Here is a 22,932-nt window from a genome sequence, read left to right as displayed (position 1 = left end):
GCCTAGGTTCACCCAGAGCGGGATTCCGACGCCAATTATTTCGCGCCCAGTTGGGCGAGAACGTGCCCGTGCGTCTCGGCGTCGAACGCGACCACACGAGCCTCCTCAACGCCGGTGTCGGCAGAGCCGAGGGTTTCGAGTGCGACCGCGATGGCGTCGTGGCGCGGCCAACCGTAGATGCCGGCGCTGATCAGCGGAACCGCAATGGATTTCGCACCGAGTTCGTCGGCCACCTCCAAGACGCGGCGATAGCACGACACCAGTAGCGACCGATCCCGCTGGCCGGCGGTGTAGTTCGGACCGACGGTGTGGATCACCCACCGTGCCGGCAGATCCCCCGCCGTCGTCCAACCGGCGTCACCGGTGGCCAGTCCGTCGGGGAATCTATCAACGCAGTCGCGCAGGATTGCGGGACCGCCGCCGCGGTGGATGGCGCCGTCCACTCCGCCGCCCCCGCGCATGGCATTGTTGGCGGCGTTGACGATCGCGTCGACGGACTGCTCGGTGACGTCCCCATGCACGGCGGTGATAACAGGCATGCTGCCCAGTATGCGACGAGGACGCCGATCAACCGGGTGAACCCGACACCAGTTGCTCGGCGTCCACTCGGGCCGCGGCGCCGCTGCCGACATGTCACCCCAGCACGGGAAAGCGGCGCTCGCGGGCGAGGCCGTCGAGCGCGGTCTGCATGACCGAGCGCACGTGTGCATCCACCTCGTGGACGTCGGGGTCTTTACCGAATCGATCGGTGACGTGGATCGGGTCGAGGACCTGGAACACGATCTTCGACGGCAGCGGAATGTTCGCCGGAAAGACCATGCTCATGCCGAACGGGATCCCGAAGCTCACCGGCAGGATATCCATCCGAATGCGGTGCAGCCCTAAGCGTTTCGCGAGCCAGCTGTTACGGGCGGCGAACAGCTGCGTCTCCTGGCCGCCGATGGACACGGTGGGCACGATCGGCACCCCGGTTTCGATCGCGGTCCTGACATAACCCACCCGGCCCTCGAAGTCGATGACGTTCTGCGAGAACGTCGGCCGGTAGGCGTCATAGTCACCGCCGGGAAAAACCAGCACCACGGCACCGGAGTTCAACACTTCGCGCGCATTTGGCCGGCTGGCGTGGATGGCACCGAGCCTCTTGATGTAGTCGCGCAGCGGCGTGTAGAAGACGCCGTAGTGCGCCAAGAGGTACAGCGGCCGGTCATACCCGAAGTGTCGGTAGAAGGCGGGCTGCAGGATGAGCGGATCCGGGGTCAGATTCCCGCCGGAATGATTGGACACCACCAGCGCTCCGCCGGTCGACGGAATCGATTCCAGTCCGCGCACCTCCGACCGGAAGTAGCTCCGGACCACCGGTGCGATCAGGTTGTAGAAGCCCTCGATGAAGCCCGGATCCCATTTGGCGATCTCCTCGAAGTCGGCGTCGTCTGCGCTCACGTGTCCTCCTCGATGGCTGTGCATCGAGTATCGGCGTGCGACCCGCGCACCGGTCGGGAATCTGCGACAAACTCTCAGGTTGCTATAGCCTCGCCGGATGTCAGCCGACATCAGCACCGGTTCCGCGGTGACGCCGGCCGGCACCCCGCTCGCCCTGGCGGCGTTACTGGCCGGCACCCTGGTCGGCACGGTCGGCAACAACGTCGTCAACGTGCCGTTGAGTTCCATCCTCGCCGAGTTCGACGCCCCGCTGACCGACGGCGTCTTCGTCGTCGTCGGATTCCTGCTGGCGTTCGCCGCGTCGATGCCACTGGCCGGCTGGGTCGGCGACCGGTTCGGCCGTCGCCGCGTCTACATCGTGGCGCTGATCGCCACGATGATCTGTGCGCTGGGCGCGGCCACCGCGGGTTCACTGGGGGTGCTGATCATCTGGCGCACCCTCGGCGGGGTGGCGGCCGCCCCGTTTGCACCGGTGGTCATGGGGCTGATCCAGTGGCTGTTCACCGGAGAGAAACGCAGCCGCGCGATCGGCGCGTGGGCGTCGGTCAACGGCCTGGGCCAGGCCATCGGCCCGACGATGGGCGGCCTGGTCGCCGACGGCTGGGGCTGGCGCTGGGTGTTCGCACCGTTGATCCCGGTCGCCGCGATCGGTCTCATCGGCACGCTGCGTTACATCCCCGCCTCACCCGGAATCCGGAAACGGCTCGATGTGATCGGCGCGGCGACGCTGACCCTCGGGTCGGCGGCGCTGGTGTCCGGGCTGGCACAGATCGCCAACCCAACCCCGGGCGCGATGGCGTCGCTGGTGGTCGGCACCCTCGGTCTGGCCTGGTTCGTGGCGCACAGCCTGCGGGTCGCCGAGCCGTTCATCGACCTACGACTGGCCGCCGAATCACGTTTCCTGCGCAGCACACTGGCGGCTTTCACCCAGATGTTCGCCCTCGGCACCACGCTGGTCGCGATACCGCTGTACCTGGTTGCCGAAGGCGCCTCCCAGTCGACGGCCGGGCTGACGCTGTTCGCGGTGCCGGCCGTCATGGTGCTGCTCGGCCCGCCCGTCGGCCGCTACATGGACCGGCTGCGCCCGCGCCGGGTGCTGCGCACCGGGTTGATCGTGCTGGTCCTCGCCGAGGTGTCGCTGGCGGTGCTGCTGGGCCGGCCCACCGTCTCGACGCCGCTGTTGCTGGTGGTGCTGGCGTCGGTGGGCGTCGGGGTCGGGCTGGTGCAGACTCCGGCGGCAAGCGGCGCGACGAAGTCACCGGCCGGTCAGCAGGGCACCGGCCTGGGCCTGTTCAACCTGGTGAGATTCACCGGTTCGGCAGCTGGCTCGGCATGGGTGGCGGTGGCGCTGGACGTCGCCACGCTGCCGACGGTGTTCTGGGTGGCGGCCGCGATGGCGCTCGTCGGTCTGGGCGCCTCGTTCATCGGGCCGGATCCTGAACGCACACCGTGGGCCGCTACCCCGCCGTAGCAGGCGCGCGGGCGTCTTACGCCGAGCGCGGTCCCGGGGTGAAGACCACCGGGAGGTATCGGAACGCGCGGGTCACCGAGTTGCCGTGGAACTCCGGGGTCTCGTCGGGCGCCAGGGTGAAGTCCGGCAGTCTCGAGAGGACCTGCTCGACCCCGACCTGAAACTCCAGGCGGGCCAAATTGGATCCCAGGCAACGGTGCACTCCCGCGCCGAAACCCAGGTGGCGGTTGGCCTGACGGTCCAGGATGCAGCGATTCGGTTCGGGGAACTCGGCCGGGTCCCGGTTGGCGGCGGCATAGTTGACCTGAACGGATTCCCCGGGGCAGAACGCCTGGCCGCCGACCTCGACCTCGCCGACCACCGTGCGCGGGATGCCGTGGATGGACCCGCCGAACCGGATGAACTCCTCCACCGCCCGCGGAATGATCTCCGGTTCCCGGATCAGGCGGTCCCGCTCGCCGGGATGCGTGGCGAGATAGTGGAAGGCCACCGACATCGCGCTGGCGGTGGTCTCCAGCCCGGCCTGCACCAGCAACATCGCGTTGGCGACAACGTCGTTGAACGGCAGTCTCTCACCGTCGATCTCGGCGTTGATCAGCACGTCGATCATGTCGTCGCGCGGCGGCTCCTGGGTGCGGGCGGTGACCGCGTCGTGCAGATGCTGATAGAGGCCTCCCCAGGCCCCCATCCGTTCCTCCTCGGTCGCACCGTTGAGCGCGGTGTCGGTCAACCCCACACACAGCGGGACATCGTCGATGGGCATGCCCAGGACGTACTTGAAGAACACGATTCCGGGCTGGCGCCAGGCAACGTGGGCCAGGTCTCCGGATCCCGATTCGACGAATGCGTCGATCAGTAGGTCGGTTTCGGTCTCGATGTGCGGCCGCAGCGCCTTCATCCGGGCCGGCGAGAAGTACGGGTTGAGCACCTTGCGGAACTTCTGCTGCCGCGGCGGGTCGAGGGTGATCACCAGATCGCCGGCGAGTTGCTCGGCCCCCTCGGGAGTCGGGTTGCTGGAGAAGTGTTCCCAGTCCTGGAGGATCTTGTAGCACTCGTCATATCCCACGGCGACCCACGATCCACCCGGTAGGGCGCTCAGGAATGGGGTGTCGGTCTGGGCGAAGGGCGAGCGCTCCCGCATGACCTCGTAGACGGCATACAGCCGGTCGTTGTCGTTGAAATCCTCGTGGCGAAGATCCCAGTTGTCGGCGTGTTCTTCGAGCGACTTGGGCACCGGCAGGCCGATCCTTACTCATGTAGAGGGCTTCGATGGGCGACCACGTGGGCCGCGAGCACATATTCACTGACCATAGTCAGTAAAACCCGGCCCGAGGTGGACGCGGGCGGAAATTGACGGACCCAATGACCGATGACTGTTCTGCAATCTTTATATAGTTAGTAGAATAGCCCCGGATCACCGGCGAAAAGGAGTCCCATGGCCTTCGACCCCGACGTCGTACACGCGAAGTACCGGGAAGAACGAGACAAGCGGCTCGTTCCCCAACGCGCGGCCCTGCGTGATATGCGCGCCGACACCGGGGCGACCGACTACCTCGCCGACCCCTTCACCCCGTACCTCGCGCGTGCGCCCATCACCGACGATCCCGAGGTGGTCATCCTCGGCGGCGGGATCGCAGGCCTGCTCACCGGCGCTCACCTGCGCAAGGCGGGCATCGAGCGGATCAGGATCATCGATACCGCCGGCGGTGTCGGCGGCACCTGGTACTGGAATCGCTACCCCGGGGTCATGTGCGACATCGAGAGCTACCAGTACCTGCCGCTGCTCGAGGAGCTCGACTACATCCCCAGCCGCCGCTACGCCTACGGTGAGGAGATCCGGCTCCACCTTCAGGCGGTCGCCGAGCGCTTCGACCTGGAGCGCGACGCGCTGTTCCACACCCGCGTCACCCGGACGGTCTGGGACGAGGACGCGGGCCGATGGACCGTACACACCGACCGAGGCGATGAGATCTCCTGCCGCTACTACGTGCTGGCGGTGGGCATCCTCAACCTGGTGAAGCTGCCCGACATCCCGGGCATGGACGATTTCGACGGATGGGCGTTCCACACCGCCCGCTGGGACTACAGCAAGACCGGAGGCGCACCGGGGCAGCCGCTCACCGGTCTGGCCGACCAGTCGGTGGCGCTGGTCGGCACCGGAGCCAGCGGGCTGCAGTGCCTGCCCGGGCTCGCCGAGGCCGCCAAGCACGTCTACGTCTTCCAGCGCACTCCGTCGGCGATCGGCGTCCGCGGCAACCGGCCCACCGATCCGTCCTTCGCCGAGAATCTGGCGCCCGGCTGGCAGAAGGCGCGGATGGACAACTTTCAGTCGATCATGCTGGGCCGCCCGGTGGAGGTGGACCTCACCGACGACGGCTGGACGCACCACTATGCGCTCATCCAGAACCCGCAGCGGCGCGAGGGCATGACCATCGACGAGTTCATCCGCAACGCAGAAGAAGTCGACTTCGCGATCATGGAGGAACACCGCCGGCGCATCGACGAGCTGGTGCACAAACCAGACGTCGCCGCGATGCTCAAGCCGTACTACCGGTACATGTGCAAGCGGCCGTGCTTCCACGACGAGTACTTCGACGCCTACAACCGCGACAACGTCACCCTGGTCGACTCCCCCGCCGGCATCGACCGGATCACCGACCGGGGCCCGGTCGTCGACGGACAGCAGTACGACGTCGACGGCATCGTGTACGGCACCGGGTTCGAAGCCGAGGTCACACCCCTGCCCCGCCGAATCGGCCACGAGATCGTCGGCCGCGGCGGCATCACCCTGGAACAGAAGTGGGCAGACGGCTCCGCCACCCTCTACGGCATGATGAGCCACGGCTTCCCGAACATGTTCGTGCTGCCGGCACCCGGCCAGCAGGCCGTCGTCACCGTCAACTACACCCAGCTGGCCGAGGTCGGCGCCGAATTCGTCGCGGGTGCCGTGGCACTGCTGGAGCAGCGCGGCATCCGGGTCTTCGACGTCAACGCCGACGCCGAGGCCGACTGGATCCAGCAGATCGTCGACACCCACCGCGATGCGAGCGCCGTGATGTCAGCGTGCACGCCGTCGCGGCTGAACAACGAGGGCGACCCGGGCGGGATCCGAGCGCGAGACACCAACTACGGCCCGCGGTTCGGCGACTTCTTCGCCTACCGGGATCTGCTCGAAGGCTGGCTCGCCGCAGGTGAATTCGACGGCCTGGACCTGAGGTGAGTGCGCGGCAGCGCGTCGTCGTCGTCACCGGCGGTGGCGCAGGAATCGGCGCCGCGATCGCCCAATCCATATCCCGCACCGGCGCTTTCGTGGTCACCGTCGATCCCCTTCTGTCCGTCGACGGATCCACCGCGCTCCCGGCACCCGCCGAGACCACCGCGGACCGGATCGTGGCCGCCGGTGGCCACGCGCGAGCATCCGCCCTCTCGGTGACCGACGAGACCGGGATCCGGGCGCTGTTCACTGCACTGGCCGATGAATTCGGTGCCCTGGACGCGGTCGTCAATGTCGCCGGGATCAGCCGGCCCACCGGGTTCGCCACCGGCAGCGACGCCGACTGGCGCGATGTGCTCTCGGTGCACCTGGACGGCTATCGCAACATTCTCGGTGCCGCGCTACCGCTGATGGCCGCCGCCGGCCGCGGGCACATTCTCGGCGTCACCTCCGGATCCGGTTGGCGCGCCGCCGATGCCGGCGCCTACGGCTGCGCCAAACGCGCGGTCGCGGCCCTCACCTGGCAGCTCGGGCGCCACGCACCCGAGGGCGTCGTGGTCAACGCGGTCTCCCCGATCGCCGCGACCCGCATGGTGACCGAGGCGCTCAGCCGCGCACAGGCGGCCAATCCGCGCGCCACCGGCGGCCTGTCGCTCGCCGCGATGCCCGAACCCGAGCACCTCGGCCCGCTCGGCGCCCACCTGGTGGCAGAGGAATTCACCGCCTGCCGCGGTCGCGTCATCTTCGCCGGCGGATCCGAGGTCGCCGTGATCGACGAACCCCGCCTGATCGAAGTCGTGCGTGGCGACGACGTTCCCGCTCCCCTGCTCAAAGCCGCGACGACGACCGCCCTGGTGCCCGCCGAGGCGAATCAGGTCAGCGGAGGCGGCAGCAACGCCCGCTTCGGTGCGCTGTTCGACCACGTCGAACCGGGCGAACCCGCTGCGACCTCGATACGTTCGTGCGCGTTGGTGGCCGACGACTCCGAGGTCGCGGCGGCGCTGTCGCAGGCCCTTGCCGAGCGGGGAGTGACCTGCCACCCGATCGCGGGTCCGTCAGAACTGGCGGAGATCACCGACCTCGACGCGGTGGTGATCGCACCGACGGGCACCCCCGCCGCCGATCACGGTGCGCAGTGGGAACGGATCCTGGCCGAACACGACGGCATCGTCGAGCGGGTGCTGGCCGATGCGCGGTGGCCGCGGGCGGTGGCGGAGCTCACACGGGGCGCCGGGCACCCGATCCGGCTGGTGACCGTCACCAATGCCACCACCGCCGGGGGCCGTAGCCGCGCCCAGGCGAGTGCCCAACTTGCCCGCGCGGGGCGTCCCGCGACCGGTGGTTCGGTGCTGGCGTTCGCCGTCGCCGTCGAGGCCGATCCCGCCGAATTCCGTTGCGGACCCGCCGAGTTCGTCGCGCATCTGGTGTGCAGCCCGGACGCCGACAAACTCTCCGGTGCCGAACTCGCAGCGGGCGCCGGATGGTTCGGCATCCGCAGCCACCCCCGCCCGATCGGCAGTATCAGCTTCGGCGGCCCGGCGCTGCCCGGCTGGTTCGACGACGCGCTGGGCGAGATCACCCAGCCCCGGTGAACACACGGGGACAACGGGCGAACCGAGACGACGGGCGAACAGGGATGGCGATGAAGACCAGGAGGCGACGGTGACGTCCACGGACTCGCGACCCAAGCGCATCGTCGATGCGCACGTACACCTGTGGGATCCGGCCCGCGTCGACTGGTACCCCTATCTCTCGGGTCGCCAGGAGCTCGACATGGGTGACGTGTCCACGATGTGCCGGCGATTCGACGCCGCCACCTACTTCGCGGAGTCGACCGGGTGGAACGTGGAGAAGCTGGTCAACGTCGCCGCCGCCACCGGCGAGCACTCGGTCGAGGAGACCCTGGAGCTCGACCGGCGGGCCGACGCCGACGGCCAGCCCGCGGCGATCATCGGCGGCCTGCCGCCGGCGGACTCGGTGGCCGAACAGGTGGCCGCCCTCGATCGCCAGCTGACCGCCACCCGGTTCCGCGGCGTGCGCCCGATGGGGGGCGCGGAAGGACCGTTGCCCGGGACCGAGATGCTCACCGCACTGGCCGAGCGGGATCTGGTGGTCGAGCTGATGATCCATCCCGATCTGCTGCTGGCCAGCGCGCGGGCGCTGGAGAACGTCGCGGCCCCGCTCGTGGTCCTGGAGCACACCGGGTGGCCCCGCGACCGATCCGAACAGGAGCGTGCGCTGTGGGCCGAGGGCCTCCGCGCGCTCGGTGACCTCGGTGACAACGTGGTCTGCAAGATCTCCGGGTTGGCCGGACCGCTGGGCACCATGGACCCCGGCGTGCTGGCGCCGTGGGTGGAGCACGCCATCGACTGCTTCGGCGTCGACCGCGCCATGTTCGCGAGCAATTTCCCGGTGGACGGGATCCACGGGTCCCTCGACGAGCTCTTCGGCTGCTACTCGGCCATCACCGCCGGCCTCGACGACACCGCACGCGACAAGCTGTTCGCCGCCAACGCGATGCGGGTCTACCGCTGCTGATCCTCGCCCAGCGCGGGCAGTCGGCCGGCGCTGACCACGGTCTGCAGTTCGGTGTACTCGGCCAGGCCCTCCTCGGCGAACTCCCGACCGATGCCGGATTGCTTGAATCCGCCGAACGGGCTGGAGATGTCGAGCATGTACATGTTGATCCCGTAGGTGCCGGTGCGGATCTGCCCGGAGATTTCCAGGCCGTGCGCCACGTCCTTGGTCCACACCGAGCCGGCCAGCCCGTAGTCGCTGTCGTTGGCGATGCGCACCGCGTCCTGTTCGTCGCGGTACTTGATGACGGTGAGCACCGGGCCGAAGATCTCCTGGCGCGCGATGGTCATGTCGTTGGTCGCGTCGACGAACAGGGTGGGCCGGACGTACCAGCCGCGATCCCGCGGTGAATCATCGCCACCCAGAACGATTTTCGCGCCCTCGGCACTGCCGGTGCGGATGTAGTTCTGCACCCTCTGCTGCTGACGCTGCGACACCAGCGGTCCGATGTCGGTGGCCGGGTCCGCGGGATCCCCGATCACCAGATCCGCCATCATGTCCGCCAGCGCGTCGACGAACTCGTCGTGCCGGCGTTCACTGACCAGGAGGCGGGTCTGTGCGACGCACGCCTGGCCGTTGTTCATCAGGCTGGCCATCTTCAGCCCGGACACGGTCTTTCCGATGTGCGCGTCGTCGAGAACGATGGCGGCCGATTTGCCGCCGAGTTCGAGGCTGTAGCGCTTGAGCTGCTCCCCGCACACCGAGGCGATGTGCCGGCCGGAGGCCGAGCTGCCGGTGAAGGCGATCTTGTCGATACCCGGGTGGCGCACGAGCGCCTCCCCCACCTCACGTCCACCCGGCACCACCGACACCACACCCTCGGGCAGACCGACCTGCTCGATCATCTCGGCCACCCACAGGGTGTCCAGCGGGGTCTCGGGTGCGGGTTTGACCACGACGGTGCATCCGGCGATGAGCGCGGGAATGAGCTTGGGCATCAACAGGTTCTGCGGCACATTCCACGGGATGATGATGCCCACGGTGCCGACGGGCTGGCGGCGCAGATGTACCTCGCCGAACAGGCCGGGGCGGCGTTGCACCCACGGGAACGTCCGGGCGTTCTGCACGGCCAGCTGTATCATGGTCGCCGCCCCGGCCGCCTGGCCGAGCCGGCTGAAACTGGCCGGTGAACCCATCTCCGCGGTGATCAGATCGGCCATCGGGTCGATGTTCGCGCCGTAGAGCGCCGCGAGCCGCTCGACCGCGGCGATGCGTTCCTCCAGCGACAGCCGCGGCCACGGCCCCTCGTCGAACGCCGTGCGCGCGGCCCCGACCGCGAGATCGACGTCATGCTCGGAACCGGCGGCGGCGTGGGCGATGACCTCCTCGGTATGCGGCGAGATCACCTCGATGCGTCCACCGCTGCTGTCCTGCCAGGACCCGCCGATGAATACCTGGTCGTAGGAGCGGATGGTCATCACAGCACCCCGGATTCGGTATAGGACAGTTCGGCCCAGTTGCGGAACGTGCCGATCGCCGACTCCCCGGGCGCCAGCGCCGGCCGCGTCCGGTAGATCTTCGCCTCCCAGATGGGAATGTCCTGCTCGATCTGTTTGCAGAAGTCCCGCGCGAACCCCATGCCCATCCGGGTCTTCTCCCCGGTTTCCGGATCGAGGGAGACGAAGAAGGTGTAGCGGGCCTCGACCAACTCACCGTCGATCGGGGTCACCGTGAGAATCGTGCACGATCTGCCCAGGCCCCGGTGCCGGACCACGTCGATCCCCATCCCGAAAAGCTCGGAATCCACCGCACCGGCCACCGGCCCGCGCGGCGTTTCGAAGTTGACCTCGGCGACGGCGTGAAACCGGTGACCGTCGGATTCGACGTCGAGGTTGCCGAAGGCCGAGACGCCGTGCACCGTCGCGAAATGCGCGATGTCCACCGTGTTCTCGAAGACCTCCTGGGGGTGGGAGCGGAACACCCATCGGGCCTCGTCCGGGGCGTAGAAGCTGAACGCGGCGTCGGTGGCCTCGGGGATCTTCGGGAGTTCCCATTCGGGCGCGCCACCGTCGGGGCAATGCCAGACGAAGATGATCCCGGCGCGTTCCTCGGTGGGCCAGGCCCGCAGCCGGGCCACCCGGTTGGGGCTCTTGGCGTAAGGGATCTCGACGTTGGCGCCGGCCGCGTTGAACCTCCACCCGTGAAACGGGCAGACCACGCAGTCCTCGCGCACGGTACCGCCGACGGCGATGTCGGCACCGAGGTGCGGGCAATAGGCGTCGAGGACGTGAGCGGTTCCGGACTCTCCGCGGTAGCAGATCAGCCGGGTGCCGAAGTAGTGCAGTGAGATGACCTCCCCGACGGCCACGTCACGGCTGTAGCCGACCTGGAACCATCCCTTGGGATAACTCGCGAAGGGAAAGCGCCGCTCCAGTTCCGGCATTGCACCACCTTTCAATGTGCTTGGCGCAGAGTCTATGATGGTTATCTTAGTAAAGATAGGGATTTAGCGGAACCGTCAGGATGGATGTCGCGATGACAACAGTTGGGGTGAGCCGGGAAGCGCGTCGTCGCCTGACGTCGCCGCGCATCGCCGAGATGGTGGCCGACGAACTGCGCCGGCAGATCGTCGACGGCGACCTGGCCGACGGCGATCTGCTGCCGCCGCAGCAGGTTCTGGTCGAGCGATTCAACGTCAGCCTGGTCTCGCTGCGCGAGGCGCTGCGCATCCTGCAGACCGAGGGGTTGATCTCGGTACGGCGCGGCAACCAAGGCGGCGCGGTGGTGCACCTGCCCACCAAGACCAGTGCGGCCTACATGCTGGGGCTGGTGTTGCAGAGCCAGCACGTTCCGCTGGGCGATCTGTCCACCGCGGTCCGGGAACTGGAATCGACCTGCGCGGCGCTGGCGGCGCAGCGCGCGGACCGGATCACCACGATCGTGCCGGAACTGCAGCGGATCAACGCCGCGATGGGCGCCGAACTCGACGACGGCTCCCGGTTCGGCGAGCTCGGCCGGCAGTTCCACCGCGCCCTGGTGGGCGAATGCGGCAATGCGACCATCGCTGCGGTGGTCGGCAGCCTGGAAGCCCTGTGGAGCAGCCACGAACAGCACCGGGTGCGCGACACCGCCGAGGTGGGCTACCCCTCGGCCGGCGAGCGCCGGGCCGTGTTGAAAACGCACAGCGCGCTGACCGACGCGATCGAGCTCGGCGATCCCGAACTGGCGCGGCGGATCGCCTCCCGGCACCTCGCCGACGCCCAGACCCGGGCGTTCTCCGCCGACTCGGCCGAGCGGATCGTCGCAACCTCGGCTTCCGCCGCGGCGCAGCTCGGAGACTGGCGTGTGCCCTGATCACGACGGAGGACAGATGATCACACCGGCATCCGGGGCCCGGGTCGCGCTGGTCACCGGCGGCAGCGGTGGTATCGGCAAGGCCTGCGGCCGCCGCCTCGCCGAGCACGGGTACGACGTGGTGCTCACCGCCCGACGGGAAGGCCCGTTGCGCGAGGCCGCCGAACAGATCGGCGCCCGCTGGGTGGTCGCCGACGCCTCCGAACCCGCCGGATTTGCCGCGGCACTGGCCGAACTACCCACCGTCGGGCTCCTGGTGCACGCCGCCGGTGTGCTCGGCGGCACCTATGCGCGCAAGCAGACCTTCGAGCAGTGGCGGACCATCATGGCGGCGAACCTGGATTCGTGCTTCGTGGTCACCGCAGCGGCGCTGCCGAAAATGGTTGCCGGGTCGCGATTCATCTTCATCTCCTCGTCCGCGGCGCACGAGCCGATGCCCGGGCGCACCGCGTACACGGCGACCAAGGCCGGCATGAACGGGTTCGCGCGCGCCCTGGCCCTGGAGGTCGACCGGGACGGGATCAACGTCAACATCGTCACGCCCGGCCCCGTGGAGACCGAGATGCTCACCGACGTGCCGTTCGAGATGTATGCGATCACCACCGACGACGTCGCCGAGGCGGTGCTCTGGCTGGATTCGGTACCCGGTTCGGTGGATGTGCCCGAGATTCGGCTCGGTGCCCTCACCCGCGGGCCGACGGCCCGGCCACCGGTGGTACCGCCGGAGGCTCAGCGGCGAGCCGCGCGGAGCTGACATGACCCGACCGCAACCGCCTTCTGCCACCACCGCCGGGATCCCCTACGGGCGCCGGCTCACCGACTTGGCATCGGCCGACCCGGACGGGCCCGCATTGACCGTCGTCGCGCTCGACGGTGCGGAGACCACCATGACCTGGGCGGAGTTGGAAGCCGCCGCGAACCGGTGGGCGCGAACCCTGCGCGACGCACCCGTGGGCCAGGGCGAGCTGGTCGCCCTCTCCATCCCGAACTCGGTGGAGCTGGTCGTCGCCGCCCTGGCGGCGTGGAAGATCGGTGCCACACCGATACCGATGCGCTGGGACCTGCCCGACTGGGAACACCAGCGGCTCCTGGAGGTTATCGAACCGGCACTGGAGATCAGTCCGGCGAACCTCGCGGCGCTGGGCGCGCTGGCGCTGGCCGCCGATGACAGCGCCCTGCCCGACGCCCTCGCGACCGCCGTCAACGGTATCTGCAGTTCCGGATCGACCGGACTGCCCAAGATCATCCTCAACACCGCACCAGCGGTGTGGACCCCCGAGCACGCCACCCCCTTCATCGCGAACTGGGCGGCGTTCGACGGCCCACAGAAGATCCTGGTTCCCGCCCCGATGTACCACACCAACGGGTTCAACACGCTGAACTATCTGCTGGGCGGCGACCAGCTGGTGGTGCTGGAAAAGTTTGACGCCGCAGTGGTTCTCGACGTGATCGAACGCCACCGAATCACCACCTTCACCGCGACGCCGACCATGCTGGCCCGTATCGCCGACGTTCCCGGTGTCGCCGATCGCGACCTGTCGAGCATCGACTGGATCCTGCAGGGCGCCGCGGTCATGCCGCAGAATCTGCTGCGCCGGTGGTTCAGCCTGCTGGGTCCGGAACGCGTGGTGATGGCCTACGGCATGACCGAGAACCTCGGCCTCACCGCGCTGCGCGGAGACGAATGGCTGGAGCATCCCGGCAGTGTCGGACGGGGCTTCCGCGACACCGAGATCCGTATCGTCGACGACGCCGGGCAGCTCGTCGGCCCCGGCGTGCTGGGCGAGATCTACCTGCGCGCACCGATGAACGACCAGTACCGCTACATCGGCGGCGCGCCGCCGCTGCCGCGGACCGCCGACGGGTTCGCCTCGGCCGGGGACCTAGGATACCTCGACGACGACGGCTACCTCTACATCGCCGATCGGCGCACCGACATGATCGTCACCGGCGGTGCCAACGTTTTTCCCGCCGAGGTGGAAGCCGCTCTCATCGATCACCCCGAGGTCTCCGACGTGGTGGTGATCGGCCTCGCCGATCCGCGGTGGGGCCGCCGGGTGCACGCCGTCATCCAGCCGCGCGATCAGGCGACGCCACCGACCGAGGAGTCGGTGATCCGATTCGCCAAGGACCGTCTCGCCGGCTACAAGGTGCCCAAGACCGTCGAGATCGTCGCGGAGATCACCCGGACCGCCGCCACCAAGGTCAACCGCTCGGCGATGGTCGAGGCGCGCGGCGGCTGAATCACCCACCGAGAGGTGCTATTTCATGACGGCAAGCTCACCGTGGGGCAGCAGTTCGACCATCACGCCGTCGGGGTCGACGACGGTGGCGGCGTAGCCGCCCGGGGTCGGCATGGTGCGCGGCTGTCCACCCAGTCCGAGATCGTTCAGCCGGCTCAACACCGCGTCCACGTCGACCTGCACCGAAAGCAGAAACACCCCGCGCGCCGGCAGGCCGGCCTGAGCCGCGCCCGCAACGGATTCCGGCTCACCGAGGTCGAGCAGCTCCACGATGCCGGAGTCCGTCTGCCCCGGCTCCCCCAGGAAGACCGTGCGAACCGCGCGGGTAGGTACCCCCAGCAGCGGGGCCAGGTCGACGGGCAGCACCTTGTCGGCCAGTACCGCCAGCCCGATGCCGTCGCAGTAGAACCGCAGCGACACCGCCATGTCCCGGACACAGATTCCGGCGTGGTGAAGTTTGGTCACAGGAACGAATTCTTTGCCGTGAGACCGAATTCCGGGAACTCACCCAGGGCGAAGGTTTCCAGGTCGCCGAGCCCGACCCCGCCGCCGACGGGATCCTCGACGCGCACCAACAGGTCCCGCAACTGGTGGACCTTGCGGGCGACCTCGGGCTTGTCGCAGTCGGTGACGTGGTTGCCCTCCACCCGCAGCTCCCCGACCCATTCGCCGTACACCCAGTCGTTCCAGCCGTAGTAGCCGGCCGGCCCGAGATGGTATCCGGTGGGGCCCGCGGCGGTCACCGTGATGGGCCGCCGGGTGCCGTCCGGCTCGACCAGGGTGAGGGTGCCGTGGGTGAACCGTCGATTCCCGTCGTCGAAGTGGAACTCCTGCTCGGCGGAGCGGAACCGGAACGAGGTCCCGTCGTCGTTCTGTTGTTCGGCCTGGCAACGCATTTGGGAGTAGCCCTCACCGCGCTCGTCCTGCACGAACAGGAACAGCGAGTACTTCGAGCCGTCCGGGCGGGTCAGCGTCATCGGCGACCAGGTCATGAACATCTGGTCGATGCGGTGGCGTCCCCGCCGCGGCAGTCCGGGGATCGGTTTGCCGACGCCTGGGCGCAACCCCCAGGAGTGGTCGCGGATCGAGATCCAGTCGTCTCGGCCGAATTCGGTGCGCTCACCGTCGATCTCCACCCAGCCCGAAGCCACCCCGACCTGGTGGTAGCGCAACACGTTGTGCGTCACCCGGAAGTTGTCCGGGCTACGGTCCGGCCAGGGATCCTCCAGCGCGGGCGGGAAGTCGCCCTCCAGCACCACGTCGAAGGCGATCGGTGATTCGTCGTTGCGATCCAGGGTCAGTCGCACCGATTTCAGTGGTTCGACGACCCGATAGTGGATGGGACCGACGTCGGTCCCCGACGGATCGGACGCGAGTCGCCGCCCGGCGCGCACCGTCCACTGCTCGGTGCCCCGGCACACCCCGGCCGCGCCGTCGAAGACGCCCCGGTTGGTGTACTTGCCGACGCCGAGGACGATCTGCAGGGAATTGTCCCGGGCGTGGGCCATGCTCCAGATCTTCTCGGTCCAGGACGGATCGGACTGCCCGACCGTGGCGAAGGTGTCGACAATCTGATGGGTCAGCAACTCGTCTTCGGGGACGAGGTCGCCGTAGTTCGTCGACAGCATGCGATTGGGCTCCTTCGTGGCTCTGCGGCCGGTTCGGGGATGAGGTGGTGGCGGTTGGCCGCCCGGTGGGTTACGGCTCGGATCCGGAGGACATGTCGGGGCTGGAGGACGTGTCGGTGCCGTAGAAGACCGTCATGTCGGTGCCCCGGTCGTATTCGCGCATCCATGTGTCGGCCCAGTCCGGCAGGGGCTGATCGGCCGGGTCGTGGTTGGGTGTCTGGGAAAGCGCCAGGCGCCAGGCCATTTTGGCGAGGTCGCCGGTGGGCACGGAGCTGAACAACGTCGGCGCACCGGCCTGGCGGGCGCGGCGTCGCCGGCCGCCGGGAACCCGGAACTTGAACTCGTTGACCAGCAGGGCCGGTGACATCAGCTGCTCGGCTGAGGCGCCCCGGTCCTCGAACGGCACGATCCGGTCGAATGCCCGGGCGATGTCGGCCATCACCGCGCTGACGTGATCGAAGGTCGCCTTGATGTGCTTGACCCGGTACCACGGATCCGCGACCAGATGTTGATAGAGCAGCAGTCCCGAGCTTCGGTGTTCGACTTCCTCGACGAAGTGCCACACCATCAACGACGCCACCCGGCGGTCGCCGCCGGCGAACAGGGTGTCGCGGTTGTCCAGGAACACCTTGAACAGCGGGGTGAAGGTGGCTTCGAGGTTCGCGATGTAGGCGGCGTGGTATTCGACCGGATAGCGGTCGATCAGGTCGTCGTAGGACTGCACCGCGATCTGGTAGGCGTCCTCGAGGTCCGGATACCGGCGGATCAGTGCCAGCATGTGTTTGCGGTGCGCCGCCGCGTGCTGCGCCTCCTGGCGCAGGAACGCCTCGGCTTCGGCGGCGACCTCGGGATCCTCGGCCAGGCTGTCCTGCACCTGGCGGAGCGCGTTGATGATGTATTTCTCGAACGGCACCGCGATGAAGGTGAAGGCGTTGCAGAAGATTCCGAAGTTCGGATTCTCCGGTTGCCACAGGAACGGGACGTGCTCGTCGAATTCCCACGGGATCTTGCGGATAACCAGGTCTGTCATCGCCACCCTCCTGCCGGCCGCACGGGCGGAGCTCCCAGGCTGGTGTCGCCACCCTGTTACCGGGTACGGTCCCTACGTATCTCCACTGATGCGACCGAGCGCACCACCTGGCGGGGATCAGTGTGACATGATGAGTGCTCTATGTAAAGGATGGACGGTGCCGAGGCGATGACTGTGGAAGCGGGGCCGTCGATCCGGCGGCGGATACTCGACGCCACCCACGTGGTGCTGTCCCGAAGCGGCCACAAGAATCTGCAGCTGTCCGACGTCGCCGCAGTAGCGGGCGTCTCACGGCCCACCCTCTATCGCTATTTCGGCTCCCGGCAGGGTCTGCTGGACGCATTCTCGGTGTACGAGCAGGACAATTTCGACGCCGGCATCGCGGCGGCGGTGGCCGGACTGCGAGGCGCCGACCGCCTGGATGCCGCGCTGCGTTTCATCGTCGACTTCCAGGATGCGCACTCGGCCCGGTCGGTCGTCGACATCGAGCCCGACCACGTCCTGGACCACATGCGCCGGTCGCTGCCGGTGATCCGGGATCGGATCCGGCAGGTGATCACCGGGGAGCACGCCGACGTCGCGGCATCGGCGGTGGTCCGGATCGCGGTCTGCCACTACCTCGTGGCCGGCGGCACGCCCGAGGAGTTCCTGGCCGAACTTCGGCTCGCCGCGGGCCTCGACCCGCGCCGCGGGCGGCTGCCCCGCAGCGTCGCCGGCTAGGTCGCAGCAGGCCCGGTTAGTCAGCCGGCCAGCCAACCGCCGATCCGCTCCCACACCGTCTGCGGCTCTTCCAGATGCAGGAAGTGCCCGACGCCGTCGAGGATCTCGAAGCCCGACCCGGGCGCCGGCAGGAACTGGCCGACGTCGCCGAGCAGGTCCGCACCGATTGCGCCGTCCCGCTGTCCGTGCAGGTAGAGGGTCGGAACCGGCGGCAGTCCGACGGCCGCGAGAGCCTCGGACTCGACGGCGGGATCGGCGAACGCGGGGTCGAACGAGGCCCGGTAGGGATTGACGACGCTCGCGATCGTGTCGACGGTGACGTGGCGGCGCAGTTCCGCGAGGTCACCGGTCGGGTCGTAACCCGGTGACCAGTCCGCCCACAGGGACTCCCAGAAGCCGTCGCCCAGCAGTACGGCTTCGGCCAGCCCGACCCGTTGGATGAAGTACACGTAGAACGAACGCTTCAGTTGCCGGTAGCTGAGGATGCCGCCGCCGAGGGCCGCCACCGGTGGCACCGCCAGCGCGACGAACCTGTCGAACCCGTCGGGCTCCAGAGCGACGGCGCCGTAGCCGGCGTTGGCTCCCCAGTCGTGTCCGACGAGCAGGGTCCGCTCGTCACCGTGGTATTGGGTGCGGACGTCGAGGATGTGGCGGACGTAGCTGCCGACGGTGATCGGGCGCTGCCCCGCCGTCCGGTAGCCGGGCAGCCACGGTGCGACCACCCGGTAGCCGGCCGCGGCGAGTTGGGGGCCGAGGTGGCGCCAGGTGTGCGGGGTATCCGGGAACCCGTGTACCAGCACCGCCAGCGGCAGCGACCGGTCCTCGATCTCGCCGAACGTCGGTTGGTCCGCAGTCGCTGTCACGTGTTCTCCTCGGTGCCGGTTCCGGTCATCGCATGTTACATCTGACCCGCTGTGCGTCAGCAGAAATTGCTTTACATGGACTACCTTCTGTGTAACAGTGTGGCGTATGGCTGGTATCACCCTTACCCGGCGCGATTTCGCCGATGCCCGTGAACGGCTGCAGGGGTGGGCGCAGCACCGCCTCGGCGCCGGCGTGCAGGTGTCCGAGCTCTCGGTGGCCAATCGCGCGGCCGGCTGGTCCAGCGAGACGCTGGCGTTCACCGTCACCGAACAATCCCCCGGCGACGCACAGCAATACGTCATCCGGATTCCCCCGGCCGGCGGCGGGATGTTCGAGCACTACGACCTGGAGGGGCAGACCCGAACCCAGGAACTGCTGCACCGGCACGGGATCGCCACCCCTTCCCCGGTCTACTACGAGCCGGACCTGGCATGGATCGGTTCGCCGTTCATGGTGATGCCCCGCATCATCGGTCACACCCCGTCGGACACCAGCTACGCGACCCGGGGCTGGCTGCACGATGCCGGACCGGAAGTGCAACGGCGGCTGCACGATTCATTCCTGGACCTGCTCATCGCCATTCAGCGGGTACCGATCCAACAGGCCTCGTGGCTGGTCCGGCCCGAAGGTCCCGGCGTCCGGGGGGAACTGGCCTGGTGGCGGGAGTACCTCAGCTGGGCCACCGACAACGACGTTCCCGAGCTGATGGTCGACGCCTTCTCCTGGTTGGACCGGCACCAACCGCCCGAGGAAACACCGCTGGCGCTCAGCTGGGGCGATGCGCGCCTTTCCAACACCATCTGCGACGACGCCGGTGTCATCATGGCGGCCATCGACTGGGAGCAGGCGTGCATCTGTCCCGCCGAAGCCGACTTCGGCTGGTGGCTGGCCACGCGCCGGCAGACGATGGAGGTCCAGGGTGTGCGTGCGGACCCGGAGCTGCCCGGCTTCGACAGCCGAGAGCAGGTGATCGGCCGCTACCAGGACTTGTTGGGACGCAAACTGATCGGCCTGGACTTCTACGAGATGTTCTCGATGGTCCGGATGGCGTGCTGCATCCTGCGGACGCAGGTGTTGCTGCGCAACCTCGGCCAGACCGACCACGGTTTCCTGCGGGCGCCGATCCTGCCGTCCTGGGCGACGGCGACGATTCGCGAAGGATCACCGGCGTGAGCGCGTTCGCCGCGGCGGTGCTGGCCGCGCAGATCCGGCGGGACCGCGCCCCACAGACCGCACCGCCGGTCCCGCAACCGCGGCGTCGAGCAGAGTGCGCCGTCGGCGGCGCGTCGGTCGAAGCCGTCGACTGGCCGTCGCTGATCCACCGCGAAGTGCGTGAGCTGGCGACGCTGGCGGACCACCTGTACGGGATGCAGGCACTGGAGCCCTATGAATCGGAGGTCGCCGAGGTGGCCTTCGTCCGGTTGGACGATCTGCGCTGGCTGCTCGCCGACTACGTGCTCACCGGTGGCCGGATCCGACGACTGGTCGAGCTGCCCGCGCTTCTGGAAGCTCTCGACGGCGCAGCGCTTTTCGGGTCCGACGAGCTCGGCTCCGAGTGTGCCGGCCATCCGGCATATCCGGCACGCGTCGAGGCCGAGGCGCTGCTCGAGCGGATCCGGCGGACCAACGCCGCCACCGCCGATTGGCTGCTGCTTCACCGGATTGCGCTGCCGGACCCGGATTTTCTCGATTCCAACGCATTGCTCGGCCGATACGGCACCCTGCAGATCGACCCGACCAGCATCGCCGGGGACCCGCTCTATCTGCTGACCTGCCACCTGCACGATCTGCTCGATGCCGTCGACCGGCTCGGCGACATCGAGCATCCGGTGTTCGAGAACCTGGAGAACACCCTGGCTTGCCTGCTCGGAGTCATCGCGGACGAGATCGACAGCGCTCAGCGCTTCAACAGCGCGATCATCTCGCTGGCCCGCGAGGTACGCTCCGCCGACGCGTAGTCGGACTACCGGCGTGGCCGAACCACCAGACTGGCCGAACTACCAGCGTGCAACGTTGCGCTCCCCGTCGGTGGTGACCACCACGTCCCGGTCCACCAGCTCGGTCGACTCAGCCTCGGCCAGCAGGTCGGCATCGTGCACCCGGGCCAGCGCCCGGCCCTGCGCGGTATCGAGCACCAGCAGGCCTTGCACCGGTGCACCGTCGCGTCCGTGCGCCACGGTGTAGGCGCAGACCGACGCGGGCCCACTCCAGGTCGTCAGTACGTGACGCCGGGGCTGCTGCGCCTCCACCTCGGCCTGCAGCGCCTGCGCCTCGCCGGGAGCCGGGAGAGTTGCGCAGCCGGGTCTCCCCGACCAGACGGCGGCGACATGCTTTGCCAGATGCATGCCCACGCCGGTCACCAGCACGTCACCGGAGGCCGTGGACAATCGGTCGAAAGCCGTTGCGATGACGTGCATCAGATAGGCGCTGGCCGGTCCCCCGGCGAACGGCAGGCCGCCGGTGATGGTGAGTCCGCGGGGGTCGTCGAGCGCGAGACCGAGCGCATCGCACTCCAGCCGAACCGATGACGGGAAGCACGAGTAGAGGTCGAACGCACCGAGATCATCCAGCCCGACACCGGCATTGGCCAGTGCCCGACGGCCGGCCACCGCCATCGCCGCCGACCGGGACATGTCGTCGCGCTCGGCGATGCTCGCCGGGTCCTCGGCGTAGGCCCAGCCGCGCAGGTAAAGCCGTCGATCCTCGGGAACGCCGAGAGCGTCGGCCTTCTCGCGCGTCGCCAGCAGCAGGGCGGCCGACATGTCGACGTCCATGACCGCCACTTCCCGCTTGGTGTACGGCCAGCCGACATACCTGTTGTCGGCGGTCGGTGCGCCCACCGCGGCGGCGTCGTAGGCCGTGCGTCGCCAGGCGTGTGGATTGCTGGCGGCCACCTGGCTCATCGCCGCCATCATCGTCGCAGCCTCGGCCGCGTCGGCGGTCAGCGAGGCACCCAGTCGCGCCCGCCGGGCGGTGTCCCAGAGCGGGAACGTCTCCCAGGCCTGCAGCACATTGTGGGCGAGTTCAGACTGGTGCGGAGGGTCCCAGGGGAATGGTGAGGATTTGCGGTGACTCCACGGCAACCGGCGGCCGTCGCGCTTGGCGTTGCGCAGCGTGGCGAGTCCCTCCGCGCTGCAGATCAGAGCCAGCTCCAGCTCGCCGCGGAGCATCGACTCGGCGGTGGCGTTGACCAGCTCCTGCGGGGTGGTGCCACCGATCCCGGAGTACACCTGGTGCCGCGGTTGAGCACCCAGGGCGGTTGCCAGCCGGCCGGTCGGATCGTCGTAGGGCCAGCTGTGGCAGTACACCACCTGCAGTGAATCGATCTGCGGCAGAACCGACTCCAGGCCGGCGGCGGCCTCGTGTGCCCGTCGTTCCCAGCTGATCAGCGGTTCCGGCGCGTCGCCGTCACGGTCGGTGTGCTGGGCGGCCCCGATCACGCAGAGCTGGCGTGCATCCTCCATAGCGGTTGTCATGAGCCCGACCAGCGCGGCTCGCGCTTCTCGGCGAATGCCCGCGGCCCTTCCTTGGCGTCCTCGGTGGCGAACACCTCGCGGGAGATCCGGGCCTCGTTGCGATAGGCCTCACGCATATCGACCTTGAGTCCCTCCAGCACGCTGCGCTTGGTGGCTTGAACCGCCAGGGGGGCGTTGCGGGTGATGCGCCGGGCGTACGCGAAGGCGGTGTCGAGCAGGTCGCCTTCCGGAACCACGGCGTTGAGCAGTCCCATGGCATGCGCCTGGGGCGCATCGATGAGGTCCGCACACAGCAGGAACTCCATCGCGTGGGCAAACGGAATCTGGCGCGGCAGCCGGACCGTGGTCCCGCCGCCGGCGAACAGGCCGCGCGCGGGTTCCAGTACGCCGAAAGTCGCATGCTCGGCGGCGATCCGGATGTCCACCCCACCGAGCATCTCCATGCCCCCGGCGACGCACGGACCGTTGATCGCAGCGATGATCGGCTTGTAGATCTTGCTGCCGCGCAGCACGGCGTCGGTCCCGTCGGACAGCGAGTAGCCCTTCACCGAGGTGACGGTCCCGTCCTTGAGTTCCTTGGCCAGGGCGGTGATCTCGGGGACGTAGGTCTTCAGATCGGCGCCGGACATGTAGGACCGCCCGACGCCGGTGAAGATGGCCACCCAGGCGTCGTCGTCGTCGCCGAACCGTTTCCAGGCCTGCGCCAACTGGTGAAAATGTTCCAGATCGCAGGCGTTCCTGGCTTCGGGACGGTCCAGGGTGATGAGTACGACGTGTTCGGCGTCGGGTCGCGCGCCGAGTTCGTAGTGCACGGGCATCTGTGGTCCGTCCTTGCCGGTCTCGATGACATTCGCTGCGCCGCGGGAACTCCGCTGCGCCGCACAATCGGGGTACTACGTAATCAGGTTACGGTAAGACATACGGTTGCATTCGGGAAGGGCATGTATCATTCGGGCCAGTGAGTCATTGGCAGCG

21 protein-coding genes are annotated in these 22,932 nt (G+C 68.4%); 10 read left to right on the top strand and 11 right to left on the bottom strand.

The features are described 5' to 3' along the window. Nucleotides 1-35: 35 nt before the first annotated feature. Complete coding sequence (locus G6N16_RS13430; protein WP_083032124.1) at nt 36-539, bottom strand: macro domain-containing protein; 504 nt, start codon at nt 537-539, stop codon at nt 36-38. A gap of 94 nt (nt 540-633) precedes the next feature. Next, nucleotides 634-1,464 carry a lysophospholipid acyltransferase family protein gene (locus G6N16_RS13425; RefSeq protein ID WP_083032122.1) on the bottom strand — a complete coding sequence of 277 codons (831 nt, stop codon included), beginning with the start codon at nt 1,462-1,464 and terminating at the stop codon, nt 634-636. Between the two features lie 73 nt (nt 1,465-1,537). On the opposite strand from G6N16_RS13425, the gene G6N16_RS13420 reads away from it, so the two are divergent. Beyond that, complete coding sequence (locus G6N16_RS13420; RefSeq protein ID WP_083032121.1) at nt 1,538-2,911, top strand: MFS transporter; 1,374 nt, start codon at nt 1,538-1,540, stop codon at nt 2,909-2,911. 16 nt (nt 2,912-2,927) lie between these two features. On the opposite strand, the gene G6N16_RS13415 is transcribed toward G6N16_RS13420, so the two are convergent. Continuing rightward, a complete protein-coding gene (locus tag G6N16_RS13415; RefSeq protein WP_083032119.1) occupies nt 2,928-4,145 on the bottom strand; it encodes a cytochrome P450 in 1,218 nt (405 codons plus the stop codon). 201 nt (nt 4,146-4,346) lie between these two features. Here G6N16_RS13415 and G6N16_RS13410 point away from each other — a divergent pair, with 201 nt between their 5' ends. From G6N16_RS13410 to G6N16_RS13400, 3 genes are all read left to right on the top strand, one after another. Next, nucleotides 4,347-6,131 (top strand): flavin-containing monooxygenase, encoded by a 1,785-nt coding sequence (locus G6N16_RS13410; protein ID WP_163787881.1) that lies wholly within the window; start codon nt 4,347-4,349, stop codon nt 6,129-6,131. Next, nucleotides 6,128-7,717, top strand: a complete 1,590-nt coding sequence (locus tag G6N16_RS13405) for an SDR family NAD(P)-dependent oxidoreductase (RefSeq protein ID WP_133052982.1) — start codon at nt 6,128-6,130, stop codon at nt 7,715-7,717. The genes G6N16_RS13410 and G6N16_RS13405 overlap by 4 nt, the downstream gene beginning before the upstream one ends. Nucleotides 7,718-7,787: 70 nt before the next feature. Further along, complete coding sequence (locus G6N16_RS13400; RefSeq protein WP_163787880.1) at nt 7,788-8,663, top strand: amidohydrolase family protein; 876 nt, start codon at nt 7,788-7,790, stop codon at nt 8,661-8,663. Here G6N16_RS13400 and G6N16_RS13395 read toward each other — a convergent pair. After that, nucleotides 8,651-10,120: an aldehyde dehydrogenase gene (locus G6N16_RS13395; protein ID WP_083032840.1), complete on the bottom strand. Its 1,470-nt coding sequence runs from the start codon at nt 10,118-10,120 to the stop codon at nt 8,651-8,653. The two genes, G6N16_RS13400 and G6N16_RS13395, sit on opposite strands and share 13 nt — an antisense overlap. Further along, on the bottom strand, nt 10,120-11,085 hold the full coding sequence (locus tag G6N16_RS13390; RefSeq protein ID WP_083032839.1) for a Rieske 2Fe-2S domain-containing protein: 966 nt from the start codon (nt 11,083-11,085) through the stop codon (nt 10,120-10,122). The genes G6N16_RS13395 and G6N16_RS13390 overlap by 1 nt, the downstream gene beginning before the upstream one ends. 92 nt (nt 11,086-11,177) lie before the next feature. On the opposite strand from G6N16_RS13390, the gene G6N16_RS13385 reads away from it, so the two are divergent. From G6N16_RS13385 to G6N16_RS13375, 3 genes are read left to right on the top strand one after another with little or no spacing between them, the layout of a single operon-like run. Next, nucleotides 11,178-11,996 carry a FadR/GntR family transcriptional regulator gene (locus tag G6N16_RS13385; RefSeq protein WP_083032849.1) on the top strand — a complete coding sequence of 273 codons (819 nt, stop codon included), beginning with the start codon at nt 11,178-11,180 and terminating at the stop codon, nt 11,994-11,996. A 16-nt stretch (nt 11,997-12,012) separates the two neighbouring features. Next, the gene (locus tag G6N16_RS13380; protein WP_083032837.1) at nt 12,013-12,750 is read left to right on the top strand and encodes an SDR family oxidoreductase; all 738 of its coding nucleotides are present in this window, start codon (nt 12,013-12,015) and stop codon (nt 12,748-12,750) included. Between the two features lies 1 nt (nt 12,751). Beyond that, nucleotides 12,752-14,239, top strand: coding sequence for a class I adenylate-forming enzyme family protein (locus tag G6N16_RS13375; protein ID WP_083032836.1), 1,488 nt, complete (start codon nt 12,752-12,754; stop codon nt 14,237-14,239). 18 nt (nt 14,240-14,257) lie between these two features. Here the strand turns inward: G6N16_RS13375 and G6N16_RS13370 are convergent, their stop codons facing one another. The 3 genes from G6N16_RS13370 to G6N16_RS13360 all read right to left on the bottom strand — a co-directional run bounded on the left by G6N16_RS13370 (nt 14,258) and on the right by G6N16_RS13360 (nt 16,897). Beyond that, nucleotides 14,258-14,704 (bottom strand): VOC family protein, encoded by a 447-nt coding sequence (locus G6N16_RS13370; RefSeq protein ID WP_083032834.1) that lies wholly within the window; start codon nt 14,702-14,704, stop codon nt 14,258-14,260. Beyond that, nucleotides 14,701-15,867, bottom strand: coding sequence for an Rv3169 family protein (locus G6N16_RS13365; protein WP_083032833.1), 1,167 nt, complete (start codon nt 15,865-15,867; stop codon nt 14,701-14,703). The genes G6N16_RS13370 and G6N16_RS13365 overlap by 4 nt, the downstream gene beginning before the upstream one ends. 70 nt (nt 15,868-15,937) lie before the next feature. Then, nucleotides 15,938-16,897, bottom strand: coding sequence for a metal-dependent hydrolase (locus G6N16_RS13360; protein WP_083032831.1), 960 nt, complete (start codon nt 16,895-16,897; stop codon nt 15,938-15,940). Between the two features lie 168 nt (nt 16,898-17,065). On the opposite strand from G6N16_RS13360, the gene G6N16_RS13355 reads away from it, so the two are divergent. Then, nucleotides 17,066-17,617 (top strand): TetR/AcrR family transcriptional regulator, encoded by a 552-nt coding sequence (locus G6N16_RS13355; RefSeq protein WP_083032847.1) that lies wholly within the window; start codon nt 17,066-17,068, stop codon nt 17,615-17,617. Nucleotides 17,618-17,637: 20 nt separating this feature from the next. Here G6N16_RS13355 and G6N16_RS13350 read toward each other — a convergent pair whose 3' ends face one another. Beyond that, nucleotides 17,638-18,480 carry an alpha/beta fold hydrolase gene (locus G6N16_RS13350; protein ID WP_083032830.1) on the bottom strand — a complete coding sequence of 281 codons (843 nt, stop codon included), beginning with the start codon at nt 18,478-18,480 and terminating at the stop codon, nt 17,638-17,640. A 106-nt stretch (nt 18,481-18,586) separates the two neighbouring features. Between G6N16_RS13350 and G6N16_RS13345 the strand changes: the two genes are divergently transcribed. Both G6N16_RS13345 and G6N16_RS13340 read left to right on the top strand, forming a co-directional pair. Next, nucleotides 18,587-19,654, top strand: coding sequence for a phosphotransferase family protein (locus G6N16_RS13345; protein ID WP_083032828.1), 1,068 nt, complete (start codon nt 18,587-18,589; stop codon nt 19,652-19,654). Next, nucleotides 19,651-20,439 (top strand): hypothetical protein, encoded by a 789-nt coding sequence (locus G6N16_RS13340; protein ID WP_083032827.1) that lies wholly within the window; start codon nt 19,651-19,653, stop codon nt 20,437-20,439. Before G6N16_RS13345 ends, G6N16_RS13340 begins: the two co-directional genes overlap by 4 nt. Before the next feature lie 39 nt (nt 20,440-20,478). Here G6N16_RS13340 and G6N16_RS13335 read toward each other — a convergent pair whose 3' ends face one another. Both G6N16_RS13335 and G6N16_RS13330 read right to left on the bottom strand, forming a co-directional pair. Further along, nucleotides 20,479-21,957 (bottom strand): TLP1 C-terminal extension domain-containing protein, encoded by a 1,479-nt coding sequence (locus G6N16_RS13335; protein WP_234805979.1) that lies wholly within the window; start codon nt 21,955-21,957, stop codon nt 20,479-20,481. Then, nucleotides 21,954-22,775, bottom strand: coding sequence for an enoyl-CoA hydratase-related protein (locus G6N16_RS13330; RefSeq protein WP_083032824.1), 822 nt, complete (start codon nt 22,773-22,775; stop codon nt 21,954-21,956). The genes G6N16_RS13335 and G6N16_RS13330 overlap by 4 nt, the downstream gene beginning before the upstream one ends. Nucleotides 22,776-22,932 lie beyond the last annotated feature (157 nt).

It is taken from the genome of Mycolicibacterium insubricum, assembly GCF_010731615.1.
GTDB classification, from domain to species: Bacteria; Actinomycetota; Actinomycetes; order Mycobacteriales; family Mycobacteriaceae; genus Mycobacterium; species Mycobacterium insubricum.
Note: the sequence above shows the minus strand (reverse complement) of the source record. Positions and strands in the feature narration are given on the sequence as shown.

Coding starts and splice junctions, on each gene's coding strand:
- G6N16_RS13430 (WP_083032124.1), bottom strand. CDS start 539: ATGCCTGTTATCACCGCCGTGCATGGGGACGTCACCGAGCAGTCCGTC.
- G6N16_RS13425 (WP_083032122.1), bottom strand. CDS start 1,464: ATGCACAGCCATCGAGGAGGACACGTGAGCGCAGACGACGCCGACTTC.
- G6N16_RS13420 (WP_083032121.1), top strand. CDS start 1,538: ATGTCAGCCGACATCAGCACCGGTTCCGCGGTGACGCCGGCCGGCACC.
- G6N16_RS13410 (WP_163787881.1), top strand. CDS start 4,347: ATGGCCTTCGACCCCGACGTCGTACACGCGAAGTACCGGGAAGAACGA.
- G6N16_RS13395 (WP_083032840.1), bottom strand. CDS start 10,120: ATGACCATCCGCTCCTACGACCAGGTATTCATCGGCGGGTCCTGGCAG.
- G6N16_RS13390 (WP_083032839.1), bottom strand. CDS start 11,085: ATGCCGGAACTGGAGCGGCGCTTTCCCTTCGCGAGTTATCCCAAGGGA.
- G6N16_RS13385 (WP_083032849.1), top strand. CDS start 11,178: ATGACAACAGTTGGGGTGAGCCGGGAAGCGCGTCGTCGCCTGACGTCG.
- G6N16_RS13380 (WP_083032837.1), top strand. CDS start 12,013: ATGATCACACCGGCATCCGGGGCCCGGGTCGCGCTGGTCACCGGCGGC.
- G6N16_RS13375 (WP_083032836.1), top strand. CDS start 12,752: ATGACCCGACCGCAACCGCCTTCTGCCACCACCGCCGGGATCCCCTAC.
- G6N16_RS13365 (WP_083032833.1), bottom strand. CDS start 15,867: ATGCTGTCGACGAACTACGGCGACCTCGTCCCCGAAGACGAGTTGCTG.
- G6N16_RS13360 (WP_083032831.1), bottom strand. CDS start 16,897: ATGACAGACCTGGTTATCCGCAAGATCCCGTGGGAATTCGACGAGCAC.
- G6N16_RS13355 (WP_083032847.1), top strand. CDS start 17,066: ATGACTGTGGAAGCGGGGCCGTCGATCCGGCGGCGGATACTCGACGCC.
- G6N16_RS13345 (WP_083032828.1), top strand. CDS start 18,587: ATGGCTGGTATCACCCTTACCCGGCGCGATTTCGCCGATGCCCGTGAA.
- G6N16_RS13335 (WP_234805979.1), bottom strand. CDS start 21,957: ATGACAACCGCTATGGAGGATGCACGCCAGCTCTGCGTGATCGGGGCC.
- G6N16_RS13330 (WP_083032824.1), bottom strand. CDS start 22,775: ATGCCCGTGCACTACGAACTCGGCGCGCGACCCGACGCCGAACACGTC.